Origin of the sequence: Massilia sp. R2A-15 (genome assembly GCF_030704305.1) — a bacterium.
GTDB lineage: Bacteria > Pseudomonadota > Gammaproteobacteria > Burkholderiales > Burkholderiaceae_D > JAFCUW01.
This window is the reverse complement of record NZ_CP131935.1, coordinates 2831017-2852796: the sequence shown is the minus strand read 5'-3', so window position 1 is coordinate 2852796 and position 21780 is coordinate 2831017. Positions and strand designations below refer to the sequence as shown.

Here is a 21780-nt window from a genome sequence, read left to right as displayed (position 1 = left end):
GCGTGGAAATCTGAGTTTTTCGACCATTTTCCGACGTCAACAGGGCTGATCACTCTATTGAGGTCAACGCAACATCCCGTAGGCATTACCAAGCTTACGGGAGATAACGTGTAAAACAGTAGAGTCAACCAAGGCGCGACTAGGAGCTGGTTTTCAAGTTCAAGGTGGAGGAGCAGTGCGGCCTGCCTAGCAAAGCCGTAGACGATCGACAGTGGCGAACCTGCCGTTGTGTGATTTTGGGTGTCTTCGGAGCCGATGCTAGCGTTGCACGAAACGTCACCCGCAAGCAGCCGTTGGCATTTGGCTCTTGCCGATGATTCGTCCAGGGCAGTATCGCCGTCGGACCGGAAGACACCAATCCCAGCGCTAGTACCAAGTTTAGCGACATCACCGAGAGGAGTCGGTGATTCGCCCAAGCGCACCATTCCTTCCCCGCATCTTTTCGCCCTTAAATGCCTGATAGGAGCGACAGGGCCTGCGGGGGATACAGAATGTCGAATGCACGGGCTTAAGCGTGACGTACTGATTCGTGTCGCCCGTTGCCAACACAGTTGGCGCTAGCGGTGACCTTAGGCGGTCCCGGCTGAGCCGATGCTGGACCTGCAGATACTGCTTAGGAGATCTGTTTTTAAATTGCCATTGGGCCGGGGGGGCGGTGATGCGTTCGGTAGAGTAGGGGGCGTGACTTTCCTCTGCCGACGTCAAAGGATTATTTTAGTGAGGCTGCGGTTGGGCGCCAAGGATAACGTTAATCCTTTTACCAAGCATTTCCCATGCTGCTTTTTTCTCTTCGGCGTACTCATGGTGCAAATAATGTCTTCTAACCTTGCTCCCAGCGAGTACATGATTCTGACAACGGTCAATGACATCGAGCGACACTCCGAGCGCCTGCATCATAGTCGCACCTGTGCGGCGAAGATCGTGCGGTGTCCATGCCCCGTGTTTTCCCTGACCCAATACCAAAAAATTATCGTGCGGTCGATTCAGCATTTGCTGGCGTGGCCCACCGTCTCGACTCTTCTTGAACTGTACTTGGCGATCGCCAATCTGCTTGGCAATTGACTTAGTATCGATGTGATCTTCTCGCAGGCGCGAAGGGAAGCACCATAACGAATTTCCGGTGATGCGATGCAGTTGACGGAATTGATTTAGAGTGAAGGCGGATAGGTATACGGTAAGGCTGCCATACTTGCCTTTTACATCCGTTTTCGGGATGAACCATTCGGACCGATCGAAGCTAACGTTTTCCCACCGGGCTACGGAAAGTTCGCCCACACGGCACATCGTCGATAACATGATCCAGATCGCAAGCTCGGTGGTGGGCTCGATCGGTTGCGGACCATATCGTTTGTTCGCTTGTAGCTCGTGTTCGTTGCGGAGGCGCTGCAGAGCCGCGTAGAGTTCTCGAATCTCGTCGGCGGACAAGACCCGATCCCTGAATTTGTTGATGTCGTATTCAGGACTGAGGATTTGCTCGATATCGATGAGGTCGATAGGACTTCCGTTTGCGAGGAGCCGACGCCACGGTTGCCGTTTCCCGGCCCAGGAGAACATCTGCTTAAGGTTGTTGCGCACGGTGACGGCAGTGCGATTGACGCCGCGAGCCACCAATGCGCGTAGGATGCGGCGGAGATCGTGTTCAGTGAGGTCAACGATCCTCGTTGCGCCAATAGTGGGGAGGACATCTGCCGAAAAGGACCGAATCAGCACCGCGTTACCGTCTTTTCTGCGAACCCCATCCGTGAGCCAGGTGTCGAACAGATCCTGAACCGTGAGCGCATCATCTCGCTTAACATCGATCTCGCTGAGAAGAGTCGCGATCTGAAGCTCGTTCTGGTGTTTCAGAATTTTCTTTTCGTCGACGGGGTCAATACCTTGAGCCACTTTTAACCGAGTCGTATCCCGTGTCAAGCGGATCGAAGCGAGGCTATCGCTGGGCCAAGTTCCGCAAGTGAATTCTTTTATTTTTCCGTCGAATCGATATCGGTAATAGAAGGTGACAGATATTCTCCCTTCAGTGCCAGGACGGATTTTCCCATACAGGCCACCTTCATCACGCACCTTCTCCCCACAATCTTGAGTGGTCAGAGATTCTAAATAGCGATGCGTCAGCTTAGGCATGCGTTTTTAAATGCATTTCTCGGGTTTTTTTCCAGTGGAACTTTGACCCCCACACCGACCCCCACAGATTTCCTGGCTCACCGCGGACGTTGGCGGACCAATGTGGACGACTAAATCTGCAACATACTGAATTTTAACGGAAAATTATAGCGGTGTGAACGCCGGCGGACGATTGAGGACGAGCAACGGAGCCAATGGGGTGCAAGGGGTCGGAAGTTCGAATCTTCTCGCCCCGACCAATAGAATCAAAGACTAAGGCCAGCCTTCGCGCTGGCCTTTTTCACTCCGAAGCCCTGTCGGCGATAACTCCATCTGCCGTCAGCTTTACATACTGAACATTCAATGTGATTGCTTCGCTATAACGTAGCACAAAGGAATCGCCGTCGATTTTATAGAATCGATCCACATCATCGGTATGATCTGAACCAGGCTTCGGCTTGTCATTTTCGATCGGACGACGCACCACGCCTTGGAGAACAAGACGATCTAGCTGGCCCCCGGAATCGACAACGAACTCGTCGAGCACCCCTACGTAGAGCACCGCTTCCTTCGCTACTTCGACAATGGCGGACACTACGATGAAGTCGGGCGCCTCTTCGTGCGAAAAATCCGCGCCGGTTAGCAAGTAATACCAGGGAGCTTCATGAAAGCGGAACACGGAGCTGAAAGGAGAGGCAAGTCGATCGAGCCTGAACCTGGAGATCAGCGAACGAATCATCGTGGGTATCGAAAAAGACGCCAACAACAAGGAGATGAAATAGGCGGAAATCCAGCGAGTATTCTTGGCGACTTCGTTTGTCGCTTCGACTTGACTCGCGGGAGCGGAGGAAAGAAGTTTTATCAGTACGATCGGCTCGACGCGATAGCGGAATAAAACATACGAGATGGTGAGCCAGAAGAGGTGCGCTAAGATCGCCCAAAGCACTGCCTCAGCTGCTATCTGCCCAAAAGGTGAAAAGTCGAGGGAAGTCCTGTCCGCCCTTTTGAGGCGGGTCCGAAAAATAAATCCGGGAAGTAGAAGTAGAAATACGATGATCGCAGGCAGAGCTACGTTCATGCGCCACTGTAGTCAAGCTGATTTGGCTTTTGGAACGAACGCTGCTCTAACTGCGCGACCGTCAGTCCGACGAATTTCAACCTGACCTGAAGCGCGTTGCTGCGTTGGGGAATCGGCAGAACCTTGCGCAACCATGAACCGGCGCAGCTGATCGCGCGCTTGCGGATCGGCCAAGAGTTCAGACGCGAGCGGACTTTTGAGGGCTTTCATACGCTTACTATGCCATAAGTGAGATCCAAAAGCAGCGACCCGCTCAAAAGGACGCAGCCGGTCGTTGCGTTTTTTCGCCAAAAGGGGTGGCGTGGGAGGTCCAATCACCCGTGAATGGAATGCGAGCGAACTCAGCGGAGATCAGCGACTGCGTCATGGAAATCATTCTCGTGGACGAGCAGGAGGCGCGAACCCGCTTTGCGAAGTTCCACCGCCCTCTCCACTTTTCTCCCATAGCAGGCATACGCCCAACAAGGATTACCCTCAGCACAGATCACCAGATAGGCGACGGTGGACGTGAGTGATGAGACAACTTCACCGCCGTGCCTTTTTACCATTGCGGTGAGATCGGCGCGGGTGTGCCGGGTCGAGGCGCCGGTAAAACAAAATTTCTGTCCTACGAATCCTATTTCTGGGCACACTGCGCACAGACCAATCAATGCCGGACCCTGGGCAATAGGCGGACTGACGATCGTCCGTTCATCTAAAATTTGCACGAATTCAGAGAAAAAATCCGTAAGCATCTTTTGCTCCTGATCGTCAATTTTCCCGTCCGCCATTATTGCCGTGATGAGGCTGCCAATTTCGTCATACGGCCAACAAGTTCGCAGATGCTCGTGATCATCGAGCCACGACGACAAACCACGAAGTTCGTCCTCGGTGACAACGCCGTCGGCGATGATACCTCCAAGAATGCCGTGCAAACGCTGCAAGTCTGCGGTTGTCTTGTCGTAGTACTCGATAGAACGCAGTCGTTCACAGAGCCAGCTAATGTCTTCACGCTCATCTGCGGACAGGACGCCGTCGCTGATTGCAGCTTTCACGACCGGCATAAGCTCATTGTAGGGATGGCGATCCTGAAATTCCTCGTGGTCGGCGAGCCAACGATTGAGAAAAGAAATCTCACGGTGATTTATGGTGCCGTCAATAGCTATTCCCTCAATTAATCCCATCAACGAATTGAGAAACTTCTCCACACGCGCGCGCCCTGTAAAAGCGAAGTACTTACTTTGATCCGGATGCATAACGGTCCTTTACGATGGCAAGTGACGGGGTAGCGGATAATGGGTTTTCGACCACATTGCAATGATGTCAATCACAGTCTAAGCACAAACTGAACGGATGTCTATAAGGCAATATTGGCGGGGACGGACGTGCACGCTTTCACTCACCGCAAGCTGCCCTGATGCTCATCACCGGAATCGGCACCTCGACCGTTTCTCCTGCTTGTTCGATTGTGGTCGCCGACACTTTCCTGCCATCGGTTGAAACGATTCTCGCGCTATTGAGCTCGGGGCAGAGATTGCTGTTCTGGCTGGCGCTGCAATCGCCGGGCGCCATCGATCGAGGGCTGCGCCTGCTGAGCGCGCATTGCCGCATACTTGGCACCACGAGCGTAACAGGGGGGATCATGCAGGTGCAGTTGGCGAACGGAGGTGGTGCGGAAGGAGTGCGAATATGATGTCGTTCCTGGTTCTCACGGAGGCGGGGCTTACGGCTCTACAAAACGATCCGCCCGGCGCCGGCGCCATTGTCCATCTCAACCCCTCCGCGTCATCAGAAATCGCATTGGAGCGCCTGCGCGACGCCGGCGTGAGGGTGGTCCCGTTGAAGGAGCCTGTCGATCCCGCCGACGATCACGCTATCGCCGCTGCGCTGCGCCAGGCCTCACGTGACGGCGCCGTGGTCTGGCTGGAGCGCGGCGCCGCAGGTAGATCGCCAGAGCCTGCCGCGCCGAAGCGAGCCCCCACACGTCGCGTCGCTGGCGCCGCCGGCAAGATCGCCGGGGACGCCTGGCGCTTCATCGGCCGCCAACTGCGCGGCGGTTCGTCGCTGATGATCATCCCGTACATCGGCTTCGGCAACGTCACCATGCTAAGCGTGCGCGGGCGCGTGCTCGACGAACGCGCCTTCCGGCCGCAAGGCCTGGAAGACAGCGGCTGGCGCAACCTCGCCGCACTGTACCAGCGGCTCGAATCGGACGAGGTGCGCGGCGCCCGCGTGCGCGCCAGCTTCAATGGCGTCGAGACAGAGACGCTCACCGACCGCGGCGGCTACTTCCAGTTCGAGATCGCGCTGCCGGCGCCGCTCGAACGCAGCGGCTGGCATTCGGTCGATCTCGAGCTGCCCGCCCCACCGGGCGGCGCACCGGTGCGCGCGGCCGCCGAAGTGCTGGTGCCGCCGGCGTCGGCGCGCTTCGGCGTGATCAGCGACATCGACGACACGGTGGTCTGGACCAACGTGACCAACAAGGTGAACATGGCCCTGATGCTGGCGCGCCTGAATCCGCATACGCGCCGGCCGTTCAAGGGCGTGGCCGCGTTCTACCGCGCCTTGCACGAGGGCGCGGCCGGCAACGAAGCCAATCCGGTGTTCTACGTGTCGAGCAGCCCTTGGCACCTGTTCGAGCCGCTGGTCGAATTCATGCGCCTGCAGGGGATTCCGCTCGGCCCCCTGATGCTGCGCGAACTGAGCGTGCGCTCGCTGATCAAGCCGGAACTGGCGCGCAATCACAAGCTCGACAAAATCGAATCGATCCTGCGCGCCTATCCCGATCTGAAGTTCGTCCTGATCGGCGACAGCGGCGAGCGCGACCCCGAAATCTACGCCGAGATCCTGCGCCGCCATCCCCAGTCGGTGCGCGTCATCTATATCCGCAACGTCAATCCGGACCCGCAGCGGATCGAGGCGCTGGACCGGCTGACGGAGGAGGTCAGCAACTCCGGTGCGCAGCTGGTGCTGGCGGCCGACAGCGTGGCCGCAGCCTCGCACGCGGCCGCCGAGGGGCTGATCCGCGTCGAGGCGCTGGCGCAGGTGCGGCAGGATAAACGCAGCGGCGATGAATGAAACAATGGAATCGCGTCAACCCGCCGATTCGTTCAGGCGTTAACCGTTCGCATCTCGGGTCTCTTTCATTGATTTCTTCAAAGGATGAATTATGAAAACCATTTTGAGCCTCACCGCCGCAAGCCTGATCGCCCTGTCCGCCTCCGCGTTTGCCGCACCGCAAGCTGCGACGACCGCACCGGCCGCTACCACCGCGCCGCCAGTCGCCCACATGACCCACGCCGAGCGCAAGGCGGCGAAGAAGCAAATTGAAGCCGACGAGAAAATGGCGATGGCAGAGTGCAAGAAAATGAAGGGCGCCGAGGAGAAGGCCTGCAAGAAAGACGCCAGGGCCAAGGAAAAGGCAGCGAAAGCGGAGCTCAAGGCCAAACCGTAAAGATGCGACCGTATTCCGCAAAAACCGGGCCCGCGTGGCCCGGTTTTGTTTTGTGACGGTGTCACTCCAACAATGGCGGGACGCCGAGTCCCCGGGGTACCACTGCCTCCAGAGGCCGCTCAGGCCAGCTTGAGCTGTTCGAAGCGGAAGCCGATCAGTTCCAGCGCCTGCGCGGCGCCGTCGAGGGTGTCAAACACCTGCGCTTCGAGCGTCTTCACGTCGAGCAGCATGCCGGCGTCGCCCTTGCCGCCGCTCAGCCGCACCGTCCAGCCTGACCGGCTCATCGGCACGCGGATCAGCACCGCGGCGCTCAGCTTCCCGAGCGAGAAATCCCGCCTGGCCTGTTCCATCTTTCGATTGCATTCGATCATGAGTTTCCTGAAAAGCAGCGTTCGCGTGGCGCCGCGACCGCATTAATGTAACAATCGGCAGTGCCGCAAGACAAGACTCGCATGTTTTGCTACACTGCACGCAGTCGTTTCCCCGTTCTGGGGATCCCGGCTTGTCGGCCTGACACCCGCCGGCGCCTGCTTCCACTGTTCGCCTCCGTGAACCACCCAGCATACTGACCCGCACGCCAATTGCCAACAGCGTGCCCTGAAGTCATGCGCGACCGCTTTTCGCCTTGTCGCCGCACCTATCCTGTTATTACCTTCACCACCAGGTTCGGCCTTTAAGGAACGAAGAATGAGTTACGAATTTGACGGCGGCGCGCCCGCCCGCCGCGTTGTTCAAAATATCCCTGCCGGCGCGCTCGCGCAAGCGGCGCTGCGGGTGCTGGTCGTCGACCGCAACCCCGAGATGCTCGATTTGCTCGGCACGCTGCTCGAGCATCACGGCTGCGCCGTCGCCTGCGCCGCCAGCGCGGACCAGGCGCTCGCGCTGGCGCCGGAATTCCAACCGCACGCGGTGTGTTCGGGCCTGGTCCTCGGCGGCGTCGATGGCTTCACGCTGGCGAGCCGCCTGCGCGCGCTGCCCGAAACCGCGGCCAGCCTGCTGATCGCCGTCTCCGGCCGCCACCACCCGGACGACAAGGCCAGCGCGCGCGCCGCGGGCTTCGACCACTTCGTCGTCAAACCCTTCATCCTGGACGAGGTCGTCGCGCCGCTGCTGGCGCTGCGCCAGACCCTGAACCTGTCCGCTTAAGCACAACCCGCGCCGCTGGTCTCGAGCGCGAACACGCAGGGCGGCCAGTCGGACGCGGTCATGTCCGCCAGCGACTCGGCGATGCGTTCGGCAAGCGCCGCTTCGGCGTCACCCGCCTCCGCGGGCGCGGCGGATGGGGCCAGCAGCCGGGTGATCAGCTTGCGGACCGACGCCATGCGCGGCTGCCGCAGGGCAGTGCGGATATCGTCCGCGCACATCACGAACAGGAAAGCGGCCACCACGTCGGGTTCATCCTGTCCCGCCCCCATCACCAGCTCGAGCCAGTCCACGATAGCGGCGCCCAGGCCGATGCCGCGCAGGTCCGCGTAACTGCGCGGCCATTGCGGCTTCGGCATGGCGCGCAGAAGTTCGTGCAGCCCCAGCGGCGTCAGGCCCTCGGCGCCCATCGTCTCGCTGCCGCTGCGGCGGAAGAATGCGGGAACATCGTAAGCCGGCACGCTGGAGGCGACGCACAGCGCGTCGCCTCCAGCGTCCAGGCGTCGCCATACTGCGGGCTGTCTGAAACCTTCGCCACCCCGGGTGACGACCGAGCCTGCGCCAGCCCATCCCGCCGGCAGCATCGGCGCGACCTGCAGCAGCGGCGGCATGTCAGCTGGCTTGTCCGCGTCGGCGCGCTCGTGCACCAGCAGGAAATTGGTGCGCTCGGTGACCAGCTGGTAGTCGAGCGCCAGCGACGGCGCTTCCTCTTGTGGAACTCCCGGCGCCGCGGCCCTGGCGCTGGCTGCCATCCGTGCGAGCGTGTGCGCCTCGCCGCTGGCCGGAGCGATGACGGCGCAGGCGATCTCCCGCTCCGGGCAATCGCCGTCGCAGCCATAAAGACGCACAGTGCCGCCGGCGTCGCCTTCCAGCTGCGCATACAGGTTGACCGTGTCGCCGTCGAACACCGCCTCCGGCAGCGCCGAGGTCCAGCCGCCAGCCGGCCAGCTGACGCGCAGCCGGTTCAGGCGCGGTGAGCGCAGCCGCGCGAACATGCGCAGCACCGCCGGCTCGACCCGTTCTCCCGGCGCGACGAAATCGCAGGCCCCGCCGGTTGCCAGCGCGAGCCGGCGCAGGTGGCTCTCGGCCGGGCTGCTGCCGATGGCGACGATGAACAGCCGGTGGCCGGACGCCTTTGCGGTAGCGAGCACGCCGTCGATCGCGTGGATCTGGCCGTCGGTCACCAGCAGCACGTCGGCGCGGACGTTGGCGCCGAGCGTGAAGGTCGAGGCCAGCGCCGCTTCCATTTCGGTGCCGCCCAGCGTGGCGTCGAGCGCGCCGACCCAGCGCCGCGCCGCCAGCCGGGTGCGCTCGGTCACGGCCCACAGGCCGCGCGCGCGGTGCTCCACCGTGGAGCCGAAGCGCGACAGAGAAAAGCGGTCGCGCGCGTCAAATTTGTCGACGATCGCCTGCAGCGCGCGCCGCGCCGCGGCAATGCTGTCGCCGGCCATCGAGCCGGAGCAGTCGACCAGCAGCTTGGCCACCACCGGCAGCGGCGCGGCGGCAGCAATGCGCGGGCAGAAGCTGGCCAGCGCGGCGCTGCGGCCCGGCGCCGTCGTGTCGGGCGCGGCGATGGCGAACGAATCCTGGGCAAGGTCTTCCAGCACCAGCACGAAGTCGCGGTCGAGCGACCCGGCCTGCGCCAGCGACAGCGTCACGCCGTCGCCCACCATCTGGCTGGCGAGCGCGTGGCTCGGCGACCCGATCCGGGCGCGCGTCAATTCCGGCGGCAGCCGCAAGGTGAGGTCGAATGGATGATGGGCGTGCAGGCTGGGCGCCGCGGCGTGCTGCGGCGCCAGCCGCGCGTCTCGCACCGCGTCGCCAAAGCGCGGCGCGATCACCGTCGGGATGCACACGCGCAGGCCGCGCTGCTCGAACTGCAGCGTTTCGGCGTAGCGCATCGTCACCAGGCAGGTTTCGCCCGCGGCGAGGTTGCCCAGGTTAAGGCTGTAGCTGCGGTCGTGGTTCTGCTCGAGCATGATGGCGCAGTCGCCCGCGGCCAGGCTGTCTTCGTAGTCCTGCGCGGCCTGGCGCTTTTCCACCACCGCGCCGCGCAGTTCGCGCTCGCCCAGGCGCACGTCAACGCCCAGCAGCACCGCGCCGAACGGCAGCGGGAAGGTGTAGACGATTTCGACATGCCGATCGCAGGGATTGCGAAAGCGCTGCGCCACCGACACCTTGAGCAGCAGGCCGGCGATGGCGCCGTCGATGCCGACGTGTTCGAGCAGCACCGGGTCGCCGCTGCGGGTACGCAGGCAGGCGGTGTCGCTATGGCTCATGCTGGATCTCCTTCGGGTGGGTGGGTAAGCTGCTCGAACAGCGCCATCACGCCTTTCGCGAAGGCGCGCACCTGCTCGGGCGACATGCCGGCGCGGCCCGGCTCGATGACCAGTTCGACGCCGTCGGCCACGATCAGGTGGCTGCACACCTCGATCGATCCGGGCGCGCGCGGACGCGGCGGGATGGGCGGCTCGCCGCCGTGCAGCAGTTCGCGGATGCGTTCGAGCGACAAGCCGGCCGCCGTCCATTTGCGGATCAGCAGCAATTGTTCGAGATGGCGTGCGCCGTAGCGCGCCGCGCGGGTTTCGCCGACAGGGCGGTCCACCAGGCCCGTCTGGACGTAGTAGCGCACGGTGCGCGCGGTCATTTCGGCGAGCACGCACAATTCGTTGAGCGAGTAGCTGGCTGCGGGATCTGGTGTATTCATACAGTTAATTAAATCACCAAGACTGTATGAATGCAAGCGACGCGCGCAAAAAAAATGCCGTCGCTGCCACGACGGCATGAGTGGCCGGGTCTTGCTGTTGGACTGCGGCTACGCGCTCCTGCGCCGGCGCACTGCCAGCACGCCGCACAGGCCGATGCCCAGCAGCGCCAGGCCGGCCGGCTCCGGCACGCTGGTCATGCCCTCGATCACGTCGTTCTGGCAGGTTTCGCCCCAGTGCATGGCGAAGGACTTGAACGTCATCAGGTCCGAGACGCTGGCGACGTTGATGCTGAACTTGATCGACTGGTCGGCCGTGACGGTCCAGTCGCCCTGCAGCGCCTGCGTGCCCACTTTCTGCGCCACCGCGGTGGTGCCGGCCGCCGTATTGACCGCCACTTCCTGGTCCTGGCGGTAGGTGCAGCCGCTGCCGCAGGTGACGAAGGAATTCGAATTGAGGATGTTGGTGCTGTTCGCGCCGTCGAGCTTGTAGAGCGTGAACTTGCCGCCGCTGTTGCTCCAGCGGTTATCCAGGCTGAACCCGTATTGCCAGTCGGTGCCGGTGTTGGCGTTGTCGGTGCTGTAGCCGCTGGCCGCCGTGCCGGCCGGATTCCACAGTTGCGACAGGAATACGTCGCCATAGCCGATCCCCTTGGCGTTGGCGAAGGTGTCCATCCCGGCGTGACCGGCGAACGCGGTGTTGATCGTCACCGTCAGGACGCTGCCGACGCGGGTGATGGATGCGCCGCTGATGTCGTAGGTGCTCGCACCGATCACATCGGCCGCGTTATTGGCGCCGATATAGCTGTCGGTGAAGCTCCCGGCCTGCGCGGCAGGCAACGCGAGCAGCGCCAGGGTGAGCCCGGCGATGCGGAGGAGGTTTTTCATGGACTGATATCCCTTGGAATTATGTGTCATCTATAGCACGAATCATGCCTGGAATAAACATTTCATTGAAATCAGCGGCTTAGCTGATTCCGTCGATCGCAGGGCTGGGGCGACTGTAAATAATTTCGACAACTACTTTTTCTGTAATGCAATTCTTTCTTGCAATCCAGACTAGGGAGAGTGGCATAAAAATTGTTGCAACGCAATCTTTTACATGCCACCATGCTTGGCAAGTCGCTCATACCCTGAAGCCCAAAGGAAATTCATGTTGCATTTCAACAACAAGCGTTGCGTGCTTGTCGACATCGCCGCCACATTGTTGCTTTCCGCGACCCTTGCGGGGTGCGACCAGGAGTCGGATGCGGCGCTGCGGGCCAAGGCCCTGCAATACCAGCAAAAGGGCGAGATGAACGCGGCCGTGATCACCCTGAAAAACAGCCTCGACGCCAAGCCCGACAATGCCGAAGTGCGTTTCCTGCTGGCCTCGGTGTATCTCGACATTAACGATCCGGTCAGCGCGGAGAAGGAAGTCCGGCTTGCGATCAAGCAGGGCCACCCGGCCGGCGCCGCCATGCCGCTGCTCGGCAGGGCCCTGAACCTGCAGGCGCAGTTCCAGAAGACGATCGACGAAACCCAGCAGGAAGTGGGTCGCAAGGATCCCGCGCTGCTGTGCGTGCGCGCCGACGCCTACCTGGCGCTGGGCAAACTCGACGACGCGCGGCAACTCTACGGCGATGTGCTGCGCGCGAAGCCCGACTACCCGCCGGCCCTGATCGGACAGGGCCGCCTGGCGTTCCTGACGGGCGATGCCGACGCGGCGCAACGCTATGCGACGCAGGCGATCGCGGCGGCGCCACGCAGCACCGACGCGCTGTGGTTCCAGGGCGACCTGTTGCGCGCGCAGAACCAGTCGCAGAAAGCGCTGGCGACTTACGACAAGGTGCTGGCGATCAATCCCGAGCACCGCACCGCGCACATCGAGAAGGCCTACCTCGACATCGCGCTGGGCAAGTTCGAGGCCGCGCAGCAGGAGCTCGACACGGCGCGCGTGCTGGCGCCGGGCAACCTGCTGCTGCATTACACCCAGGCGCTGTTGTATTTCTCGGAAGGCCGGAGCGTCGACGCCCAGATACCGGTGCATAACGTGCTGCGTGTCGCGCCCGAGCACATGCCGACGATCCTGCTGGCCGGCGCCGTCAATTTCAACCTGGGATCGATGCACCAGGCCGAGCATCACCTGCGCCATTACCTCGAAAAAAATCCCGACAACCCGTACGCGCGCAAGATGCTCGCTTCGACCTTGCTGCGCACCGGTCACACGCCGCAGGCGCTGGAAGTGCTGGCCCCGGCCCTGAAGCAGGCGCAACCGGACGTGCAGATGCTGGCGCTGGCCGGCGAGTCGTACATGCAGGCGCGCGACTTCAACCGCGCCTCCCAGTATTTCGAGAAGGCCAGCGCGCTCGACCCGGCCGCCGCCAGGCTGCGCACCTCGCTCGCGTTCAGCAAGCTTGGCAAGGGACAGGCGGCGCAGGCGGTCAGCGACCTGCGGCTGGCCACCAAGCTCGAAAAGGGTTCGCACCAGGCCGGCATCGCGCTGGTGCGCACCGAGCTGGGACTGAAGCACTTCGACCAGGCGTTCGCCGCCGCGCTCGACCTTGAAAAGGAACAGCCGGACAACGCGACGGTGCAGGACCTGAAGGGCATGGCCTACCTGGGCAAGGGCGACGTGAAGCAGGCGCGCGCCAGCTTCCTCAAGGCGCTGGCGCTGCAGCCATCGTACTTTGCCTCCGCCGCGAACCTGGCGCAAATCGAACTGGACGCAAACAATCCGGCCGGCGCCCGCAAGCACCTGCAGCAGTTCCTGGACAAGAACCCGCGCAGCACCGAGGCGATGTCCACCTTCGCCACGCTGGCCACCCTCGAAAAGAAGGCCGGCGAGACCACCAGCTGGCTCGAACGCGCCGCCGCGGTCGATCCGGATGCGGTAGGGCCGGCCGTCAACCTGATCGGCCAGTACCTGAAGACGGGCCAGCACCAGAAAGCGCTCGACATCGTCCTGCGCCTGCGCGTGACGCATCCGGACGACCCCGACTTGCTCGACCTGCTCGGCAAGGGGCAGCTGGCCGTCGCCGCGCAGGAGCAGGCGCTCGACACCTACAAGAAGCTGGCGACCGCGCTGCCGCGATCGGCGCAGGCGCAGATGCAGGTCGGCGCGCTGTTGATGGTGATGAAGCGCCATCAGCAGGCCGAAGACTGGCTCAAGGCGGCGCTGGCGATGCAGCCCGATTTCCCGGCGGCGCAGCTGGCGCTGGCCGAGCTGTACGTGCGCAAGAACTGGAACGAGCTGGCGATGACGATCGCCGAGAAGATGCAGCAGAACCATCCAAATGCGGCGGCCGGCTACCAGCTTGAGGGCGATGTGCTGATGGCGCAGCACAAGCCGGCGCTGGCGGTGGCCGCGTTTGACCGCGCCTTCGCGCTGAACCGCAGCAACGAGATGGTCATCAAGACCGACAACGCGCTGAAGCTGGCCGGCAGGCAGGAGGAAGCGGCGCGGCGCCTGGCGCAATGGCTGCAGCAGCACCCGGACGACCTGCGCGTGGAACTGTACCGCGCGCAGGCGCTGGCCGCCGACCAGCAGTACAAGGCGGCAGCGGCGCAATTCGAGGCGATCGTCAAGCGCCATCCGGACAACGTCATCGCGCTGAACAACCTGGCGCTGGTGTATCAGCAGTCGCAGGATGCGCGCGCGCAGGCGGCCGCCGAACACGCGTACAAGGTCGCCGGCGACAATCCCGTCATCATGGATACGCTGGGCTGGATATTGGTGGAGCAGGGCGACACCGGCCGCGGCCTGCCGATCCTGCAGAAAGCCAGCGCAAAGTCGCCGCAGGCGCGCGACATCCGCTATCACGTCGCGCTGGGACTGTTCAAATCGGGCGACAAGGCCGCGGCGCGCAAGGAGCTTGAAGCGCTGCTGAAAGACGCGACGCAGTTCGCCGAAGCGGGCGACGCGCGGGCCTTGCTCAAGCAGCTGCAGTAATCGCGATGGGGTCAGGTCCGCGGGACCAGACCCCGGACTTCGGCAGCATCGGGGTCTGGTCCCGCGGACCTGACCCCAACTTCAGTTAAGCCGCCACCTCCAGCACGATCTTCCCCACGTGCGAGCTCGATTCCATCAGCGCGTGCGCTTTCGCGGCATCCTCCAGCGCAAACGTCTGGTAAATCACCGGCTTGATCTTGCCCGCATCGAGCAGCGGCCACACGTGCTTGCGCAGGTTGTCGGCGATCTTCGCCTTGAACGACAGCGGGCGAGGGCGCAACGTCGACCCGGTCACGGTGAGCCGCCGAATCAGGATCTGCCCGAGCGGCACGGTCGCCTTGCCGCCGCCGAGCAGCGCAATGAAAACGAGCCGGCCGTCATCGGCCAGGCAGCTGATCTCGCGCGGCACGTAATCGCCGCCCACCATGTCGAGGATCACATCGACGCCCTTGCCGCCGGTCTCCGCCTTGACGATCTCCACAAAATCCTCGGTCTTGTAATTGATCGCGCGGTCGGCGCCCAGCGCCTCGCACGCGCGGCACTTCTCGTCGGAGCCGGCGGTAGCGAACACCTTGTGCCCGAGCGCCTTGGCCAGCTGGATCGCCGTCACGCCGATGCCCGACGAGCCGCCTTGCACCAGCAAGGTCTCGCCTTCGGCCAGCCCGGCGCGGTCGAACACATTGCTCCACACAGTGAAAAAAGTCTCCGGCAGCGACGCCGCTTCCAGCGCGCTCATGCCTTTCGGGATCGGCAGGCACAAGTCAAGCGCGGCCGCGCAGTACTCCGCATAACCGCCGCCCTGCACCAGCGCGCACACCATGTCGCCCTTCTTAAAGGCGCTGCCGGCCAGGTCGCCATCGACGATTTCGCCCGCAATCTCCAGCCCCGGTAAATCGGACGCGCCGGGCGGCACCGGATAGTTGCCGGTCCGCTGCAGCACGTCGGGACGGTTGATCCCGGCCGCATGGACCTTGATCAGAACGTGGCCGGGCGCCAGCTGCGGCATCGGCCGCTCGCACAGTTTCAGGACGTCGGGCGGGCCGGGCTGGGTGATTTCGATTGCGCGCATTGCTGCTTCTCCTTGTTTGAATTACCGAAAGCATACAACGTTCAGCGCAGCCCGGTTGTCGTACCTCCGCAGGCAGGTACCTATGCGGAATCCGCTTTCCCCGGCTTGCCAGCTCAGTATGGGTGCCTGCCTCCGCAGGCACGACCACGTCACCATTTTGGCCATCTGGCTAATCTTGACCGTGGTCAATGAGCAAACACGGGCCGCGTCGATATCATGGACTTCGCGTCACTGCCAGTGGTTAAAAGAGCAGGCCGCAACTAGAGCGTACTTTGTCGGGCATAATTAAAACAGAGTGATTCTTCGGAGAGTAGTGCCATGAGCAAAGCATTAGAAGGAGTTCGCATCCTCGACTTCACCCACGTGCAGTCCGGCCCGACCTGCACCCAGCTGCTGGCCTGGTTCGGCGCGGACGTGATCAAGGTCGAGCGGGCCGGCGAAGGCGACGCCACGCGCGGCCAGCTGCGCGATATCCCCGGCGTGGACAGCCTGTATTTCACCATGCTGAACCACAACAAGCGCTCGATCACGCTCGACACCAAGAAGGCGGCCGGCAAGGAAGTGCTGGAAACGCTGATCAAGGATTGCGACGTGCTGGTCGAGAACTTCGCCCCCGGCGCGCTGGACCGCATGGGCTTTTCGTGGGAACGCATCCAGGAACTCAATCCGAAGATGATCGTCGCGTCGGTCAAGGGTTTCGGCCCGGGCCCGTACGAGCATTGCAAGGTCTATGAAAACGTCGCCCAGTGCGCTGGCGGCTCGGCCGCCACCACCGGCTTCGACGACGGCCCGCCGATGGTCACCGGCGCCCAGATCGGCGACAGCGGCAGCGGCCTGCACCTGGCGCTGGGCATCGTCACCGCGCTGTACCAGCGCACCCAGACCGGCCGCGGCCAGAAGGTGCTGACCTCGATGCAGGACGCGGTGCTGAACCTGTGCCGCGTCAAGCTGCGCGACCAGCAGCGCCTCGAGCGCACCGGCGTGATGGAAGAATACCCGCAGTATCCGAACGGCACCTTTGGCGACTCGGTGCCGCGCGCCGGCAACGCGTCCGGCGGCGGCCAGCCAGGCTGGATCCTCAAGTGCAAGGGCTGGGAGACCGACCCGAACGCCTACATCTACTTCGTCGCGCAGTCGCAGGCCTGGGGCGCGATCTGCCGCGTGATCGGCAAGGAAGAGTGGATCTCGCATCCCGACTACGCGACGCCGCGCGCGCGCTTGCCGCGCCTGATGGAGATCTTCGGCACCGTCGAGGAGTGGACCAAGACCCTGACCAAGTTCGAGGCGATGGATGCGATGAACCAGTTCGACATCCCGTGCGGCCCGATCCTGTCGATGAAGGAGATCGCCGAGGAGCCGTCGCTGCGCGAAACCGGCACCATCGTCGAAGTGGACCACCCGGAGCGCGGCAAGTACCTCACGGTCGGCAATCCGATCAAGCTGTCCGACAGCCCGACCCACGTCGAACGCTCGCCGCTGCTGGGCGAGCACACCGACGAAGTGCTGTCCCAGCTTGGCTACAACGCCGACCAGATCGCGCTGCTGCGCGCCGAACACGTAATTTGATGGATGAACAAGGGAGCGCCGGCAATGGCGCTCCCGGATTTTTTTAACAGAGGCCGCGACCACGAGCGCGGTCCAGGGCTAGTAGAGACAGGAACAATAGTATGGGACAGATGATCATTCCGATTAAAGTTGAAGGCGCATCGCGCCAGCGCAAGCGCGAAGCGCCGAAAGGCCGCCGCGTCGATCCCGCCGCGCTGGCGCGGGTGCAGGCGCTGCTCGGCGAAGAGTCGCGCAACGCCGACATGCTCATCGAACACCTGCACAAGATCCAGGACGCTTACAACTGCCTGTCGGCCGAACACCTCGCCGCGCTGGCCGCCGAGATGAAGCTGGCCCAGACCGAAGTCTACGAAGTCGCTTCCTTCTACCATCACTTCGACGTCGTGAAAGAGGGCGGCGAAGCGCCTGCCGCCATGACCGTGCGCGTCTGCGACGGCCTGTCGTGCGAAATGGCCGGCGCCAAAGACCTGATTGCGAAGCTGCCATCCATCCTCGGCCGCGACGTGCGCGTCATCGCCGCGCCGTGCGTCGGCCGCTGCGAGCAGGCGCCTGTCGCCGTCGTCGGCCAGAACCCGGTGCCGCATGCGACCGTCGAAACCGTAGCCGCCAAGGTGGAAGCCAAGGAAACCACCCACACCCACACCGGCCACATCGACTACGCGGGCTACAAGGCCAACGGCGGTTACCAGCTGCTGCGCGACTGCGTCGGCGGCGCGCGCGACGTCGAAGGCATCATCAAGACAATGGAAACCTCGGGCCTGCGCGGCCTGGGCGGCGCCGGCTTCCCGGCCGGCCGCAAGTGGCGCATCGTGCGCAACGAAGCCGGCCCGCGCCTGATGGCGATCAACATCGACGAAGGCGAGCCAGGCACCTTCAAGGATCGCTTCTACCTCGAGCAGGACCCGCACCGCTTCATCGAAGGCGCCCTGATCGCCGCGTGGGCGGTCGGCATCGAGACCATCTACATCTATCTGCGCGACGAATACCACGGCTGCCGCGGCATGCTCGAAGCCGAGCTGGCCGCGCTGCGCGCCGACCCGCCGCTGGCCGATATGCCCGAGATCATCCTGCGCCGCGGCGCCGGCGCTTACATCTGCGGCGAAGAGTCGGCGATGATCGAGTCGATCGAAGGCAAGCGCGGCATGCCGCGTCTGCGTCCGCCGTACGTGGCGCAGGTGGGCCTGTTCGGCCGTCCGACCCTCGAGCACAACTTCGAAACGCTGCACTGGGTGCGCGAGATCATCGAGAAGGGCGGCGAGTGGTTCAGCAGCTTCGGCGCCAACGGCCGCAAGGGCCTGCGCTCGTTCTCGGTGTCGGGCCGCGTGAAGAACCCGGGCGTCAAGCTGGCGCCGGCCGGCATCACCATCCAGCAGCTGATCGACGACCATTGCGGCGGCATGCTGGACGGCCAGACGCTGTACGGCTACCTGCCGGGCGGCGCCTCGGGCGGCATCCTGCCCGCCTCGCTGAACGACATTCCGCTCGACTTCGACACGCTGCAACCGTACGGCTGCTTCATCGGCTCGGCCTCGGTGATCGTGCTGTCGAACCTCGACACCGCCACCGAAGCGGCGCGCAACATGATGAACTTCTTCAAGCACGAATCCTGCGGACAGTGCACGCCATGCCGCGTCGGCACCGCCAAGACCCACGCGATCATCGAGAAGCCGCACTGGGACCTGGGCATGCTGGCGGACCTGTCGCAAGTGATGCGCGATGCATCGATCTGCGGCCTGGGCCAGGCAGCGCCGAATCCGGTCGACTGCGTCATCAAATACTTCCCGCACGAGCTGGCATAAAGAGATACCCATGAACGCGATTACCCGTAACGAACTGGCACAGATCGACGTGCCGACCGTCAGCTTCGAACTCAATGGCCGCGAAGTCACCGCGCGCGCCAACGAAACCATCATCGAGGTCGCCGACCGCGAAGGCGTCGAGATCCCGCGCCTGTGCTACAAGGAAGGCCTGGACACCGCCGGCAACTGCCGCTCGTGCATGGTGGAGATCAACGGCGAGCGCGTGCTGGCGCCGTCGTGCTGCCGCTTCCCGACCGAAGGCATGAAGGTCAACTCCGAGAGCGACCGTGCCGTCGCCGCGCAGAAGATGGTGCTCGAACTGCTGCTGTCGGACATGCCGGAAACCGAATACACCCGCAACAACGAAGTCGACCAGTGGGCCGCCAAGCTCGAAGTGGGCAAGCCGCGCTTCGAGGCGCGCGCCCGCGTTGCGCCCGACCTGTCGCACGCCGCGATCGCCGTCAACCTCGACGCCTGCATCCAGTGCACCCGCTGCGTGCGCGCCTGCCGCGACGAGCAGATGAACGACGTGATCGGCCTGTCGCTGCGCGGCGAAGGCACCAAGATCGTGTTCGACATGGACGACCCGATGGGCAACTCCACCTGCGTGGCTTGCGGCGAATGCGTCCAGGCCTGCCCGACCGGCGCCCTGATGCCGGCGCGCGAAGTGGCGCTGACGGTGCCGGACAAGCAGGTCGAATCGCTGTGCCCATTCTGCGGCGTCGGCTGCCAGCTGACCTACAACGTCAAGGACGACAAGATCCTTTACGTCGAAGGCCGCGACGGTCCCGCCAACGCGGGCCGCCTGTGCGTCAAGGGCCGCTACGGTTTCGACTACGCGCACCACCCGCACCGCCTGACCAAACCGCTGATCCGCCGCGCCGACGCGCCCAAGCGCGGCGACGTCGAGATGGATCCGAGCCGCGTGATGGAATTCTTCCGCGAAGCGAGCTGGGAAGAAGCACTGGAACTGGCCGGCGGCAAGCTGGCGCAGATCCGCGACACCTACGGCAAGAAGTCGCTGGCAGGCTTCGGCTCGGCCAAGGGCTCGAACGAGGAAGCCTACCTGTTTCAGAAACTGGTGCGCACCGGCTTCGGCTCGAACAACGTCGACCACTGCACGCGCCTGTGCCACGCCTCGTCGGTCGTCGCGCTGCTCGAAGGTATCGGCTCGGGCGCCGTGTCGAACCCGGTGATGGACGTGACCAAGGCCGAGGTGATCGTCATCATCGGCGCCAACCCGACCGTCAATCACCCGGTCGCCGCCACCTGGATCAAGAACGCGGTGGCCAACGGCTCCAAGCTGGTCGTGATGGATCCGCGCCGCTCCGAACTGGCGCGCATGTCGCATCGCTTCCTGCAGTTCAAGCCGGACACCGACGTCGCCATGCTCAACGCGATGATGCACGTGATCGTCCACGAGAACCTGGTGGACCAGGAGTTCATCGACAGCCGCACCATCGGCTACGAAGACCTGAAGAAGAACGTCGAAGGCTACAGCCCGGAGCTGATGGCGCCGATCTGCGGCATCGACGCGGAGACGCTGCGCTACACCGCGCGCCTGTATGCGACGTCGAAAGCGTCGATCATCCTGTGGGGCATGGGCGTATCGCAGCACGTGCACGGCACCGATAACGCGCGCTGCCTGATCGCGCTGGCGCTGATGACCGGCCAGATCGGCCGCGAAGGCACCGGCCTGCATCCGCTGCGCGGCCAGAACAACGTCCAGGGCGCGTCCGACGCCGGCCTGATCCCGATGATGTATCCGGACTACCAGCATGTGACCGACCCGAAAGTGCAGGCCAGCTTCGAAAAAGCATGGAAGCTCGAGCCGGGCACGCTCGACACCAAGCCTGGCCTGACCGTGGTCGAGGTGATGCACGCCATCAAGCATGGCGACGTGCGCGGCATGTACGTGATGGGCGAAAATCCGGCGATGTCCGACCCGGACGCCAACCATGCCCGCGATTCGCTGGCATCGCTCGACCACCTGGTGGTGCAGGACATCTTCCTGACCGAGACCGCCTACCTGGCCGACGTGATCCTGCCTGCCACCGCCTTCCCCGAGAAGGACGGCACCTTCACCAACACCGACCGCCTGGTGCAGATGGGCCGCAAGGCAGTCAACGCGCCGGGCGAGGCCAAGCCCGACCTGTGGATCATCCAGCAGATCGCCAACCGCATGGGCCTGGACTGGCAGTACAAGCACGTGTCGGAAGTGTTCGACGAGATGCGCCACACCATGCCTAGCATCGGCGGCATCACCTGGGAGCGCCTCGAGCGCGAGCACGCTGTCACGTATCCGTGCATGAAAGAGGGCGACCCTGGCCAGTCGGTGGTGTTTACCGAATCCTTCCCGCGCGAATCCGGCCGCGCCAAGTTCGTCCCGGCCGACATCATCCCGGCCGCCGAGCGTCCCGATCCCGAGTACCCGATGGTCTTGATCACCGGGCGCCAGCTCGAACACTGGCACACCGGCAGCATGACGCGCCGCGCGCTGGTGCTCGATGCGCTCGAGCCGGATCCGGTTGCGCTGGTCCATCCGCTTGACCTGGCGGAGATGGGAGGCCAGCCTGGCGACATCGTCACGATCGAATCGCGCCGCGGCAAGGTGCAGCTGTATGCGCGTGCCGACGAAAGCTCGCCGCGCGGCGCCGTGTTCGTCCCGTTCTGCTACTACGAAGCGGCGATCAACCGCCTGACCAACGCGGCGCTCGACCCGTTCGCGAAGATCCCGGAGTTCAAGTACTGCGCGATCCGCGTCACGCTGGGCGGCGAAGCGCCGGTGCAGGGCACCTACGGCGGCGGCCAGGTGCTCGCGGCAACGGAACTGGCGCGCGCCGCCCGCTAAGTACAGCGCCCGAAGCTGGGGTCTGGTCCTGCGGACCTGACCCCATTTTTTTGTGCGTTTGTATCACCATTGTAAAAACTTATCCGCGGTCAAGGAATCGCAGGGC

At 63.4% G+C, this 21780-nt stretch carries 16 protein-coding genes; 8 read left to right on the top strand and 8 right to left on the bottom strand.

The annotated features are described in order from the left end of the window. Positions 1-714: 714 nt before the first annotated feature. From Q4S45_RS13180 to Q4S45_RS13170, 3 genes are all read right to left on the bottom strand, one after another. On the bottom strand, positions 715-2121 hold the full coding sequence (locus Q4S45_RS13180; protein WP_305504855.1) for a site-specific integrase: 1407 nt from the start codon (positions 2119-2121) through the stop codon (positions 715-717). 280 nt (positions 2122-2401) lie between these two features. Then, on the bottom strand, positions 2402-3178 hold the full coding sequence (locus tag Q4S45_RS13175; protein WP_305504853.1) for a hypothetical protein: 777 nt from the start codon (positions 3176-3178) through the stop codon (positions 2402-2404). 341 nt (positions 3179-3519) lie between these two features. Continuing rightward, the gene (locus Q4S45_RS13170) at positions 3520-4413 is read right to left on the bottom strand and encodes a BRCT domain-containing protein (RefSeq protein WP_305504851.1); all 894 of its coding nucleotides are present in this window, start codon (positions 4411-4413) and stop codon (positions 3520-3522) included. 161 nt (positions 4414-4574) lie between these two features. On the opposite strand from Q4S45_RS13170, the gene Q4S45_RS13165 reads away from it, so the two are divergent. The 3 genes from Q4S45_RS13165 (at position 4575) to Q4S45_RS13155 (ending at position 6611) form a co-directional block, all read left to right on the top strand. Then, the gene (locus Q4S45_RS13165) at positions 4575-4850 is read left to right on the top strand and encodes a hypothetical protein (protein WP_305504850.1); all 276 of its coding nucleotides are present in this window, start codon (positions 4575-4577) and stop codon (positions 4848-4850) included. A 107-nt stretch (positions 4851-4957) separates the two neighbouring features. After that, positions 4958-6235 carry an App1 family protein gene (locus Q4S45_RS13160; protein ID WP_305504848.1) on the top strand — a complete coding sequence of 426 codons (1278 nt, stop codon included), beginning with the start codon at positions 4958-4960 and terminating at the stop codon, positions 6233-6235. A gap of 91 nt (positions 6236-6326) precedes the next feature. After that, on the top strand, positions 6327-6611 hold the full coding sequence (locus Q4S45_RS13155) for a hypothetical protein (RefSeq protein ID WP_305504846.1): 285 nt from the start codon (positions 6327-6329) through the stop codon (positions 6609-6611). A 119-nt stretch (positions 6612-6730) separates the two neighbouring features. Here Q4S45_RS13155 and Q4S45_RS13150 read toward each other — a convergent pair whose 3' ends face one another. Next, complete coding sequence (locus Q4S45_RS13150; RefSeq protein ID WP_305504844.1) at positions 6731-6982, bottom strand: hypothetical protein; 252 nt, start codon at positions 6980-6982, stop codon at positions 6731-6733. Between the two features lie 316 nt (positions 6983-7298). On the opposite strand from Q4S45_RS13150, the gene Q4S45_RS13145 reads away from it, so the two are divergent. Further along, positions 7299-7757: a response regulator gene (locus Q4S45_RS13145; protein WP_305504843.1), complete on the top strand. Its 459-nt coding sequence runs from the start codon at positions 7299-7301 to the stop codon at positions 7755-7757. Here Q4S45_RS13145 and Q4S45_RS13140 read toward each other — a convergent pair. From Q4S45_RS13140 to Q4S45_RS13130, 3 genes are all read right to left on the bottom strand, one after another. After that, a complete protein-coding gene (locus Q4S45_RS13140) occupies positions 7754-10033 on the bottom strand; it encodes a VIT domain-containing protein (protein WP_305504842.1) in 2280 nt (759 codons plus the stop codon). The genes Q4S45_RS13145 and Q4S45_RS13140 overlap by 4 nt on opposite strands. Beyond that, positions 10030-10461 (bottom strand): helix-turn-helix domain-containing protein, encoded by a 432-nt coding sequence (locus Q4S45_RS13135; RefSeq protein WP_305504840.1) that lies wholly within the window; start codon positions 10459-10461, stop codon positions 10030-10032. The genes Q4S45_RS13140 and Q4S45_RS13135 overlap by 4 nt, the downstream gene beginning before the upstream one ends. A gap of 108 nt (positions 10462-10569) precedes the next feature. Next, entirely contained in the window at positions 10570-11346 is a 777-nt protein-coding gene (locus Q4S45_RS13130; RefSeq protein ID WP_305504838.1) for a PEP-CTERM sorting domain-containing protein, read from the bottom strand. 265 nt (positions 11347-11611) lie between these two features. Between Q4S45_RS13130 and prsT the strand changes: the two genes are divergently transcribed. Further along, the gene (prsT, locus tag Q4S45_RS13125) at positions 11612-14389 is read left to right on the top strand and encodes an XrtA/PEP-CTERM system TPR-repeat protein PrsT (RefSeq protein ID WP_305504836.1); all 2778 of its coding nucleotides are present in this window, start codon (positions 11612-11614) and stop codon (positions 14387-14389) included. A gap of 85 nt (positions 14390-14474) precedes the next feature. Here the strand turns inward: prsT and Q4S45_RS13120 are convergent, their stop codons facing one another. Further along, positions 14475-15458 carry an NAD(P)H-quinone oxidoreductase gene (locus Q4S45_RS13120; RefSeq protein ID WP_305504834.1) on the bottom strand — a complete coding sequence of 328 codons (984 nt, stop codon included), beginning with the start codon at positions 15456-15458 and terminating at the stop codon, positions 14475-14477. 318 nt (positions 15459-15776) lie between these two features. Between Q4S45_RS13120 and frc the strand changes: the two genes are divergently transcribed. The 3 genes from frc (at position 15777) to fdhF (ending at position 21674) form a co-directional block, all read left to right on the top strand. Next, positions 15777-17024 carry a formyl-CoA transferase gene (frc, locus tag Q4S45_RS13115; protein WP_305504832.1) on the top strand — a complete coding sequence of 416 codons (1248 nt, stop codon included), beginning with the start codon at positions 15777-15779 and terminating at the stop codon, positions 17022-17024. 101 nt (positions 17025-17125) lie between these two features. Further along, entirely contained in the window at positions 17126-18823 is a 1698-nt protein-coding gene (locus tag Q4S45_RS13110; protein ID WP_305504830.1) for an NADH-ubiquinone oxidoreductase-F iron-sulfur binding region domain-containing protein, read from the top strand. A gap of 10 nt (positions 18824-18833) precedes the next feature. After that, a complete protein-coding gene (fdhF, locus tag Q4S45_RS13105; RefSeq protein ID WP_305504828.1) occupies positions 18834-21674 on the top strand; it encodes a formate dehydrogenase subunit alpha in 2841 nt (946 codons plus the stop codon). The last annotated feature ends 106 nt before the right edge of the window (positions 21675-21780 follow it).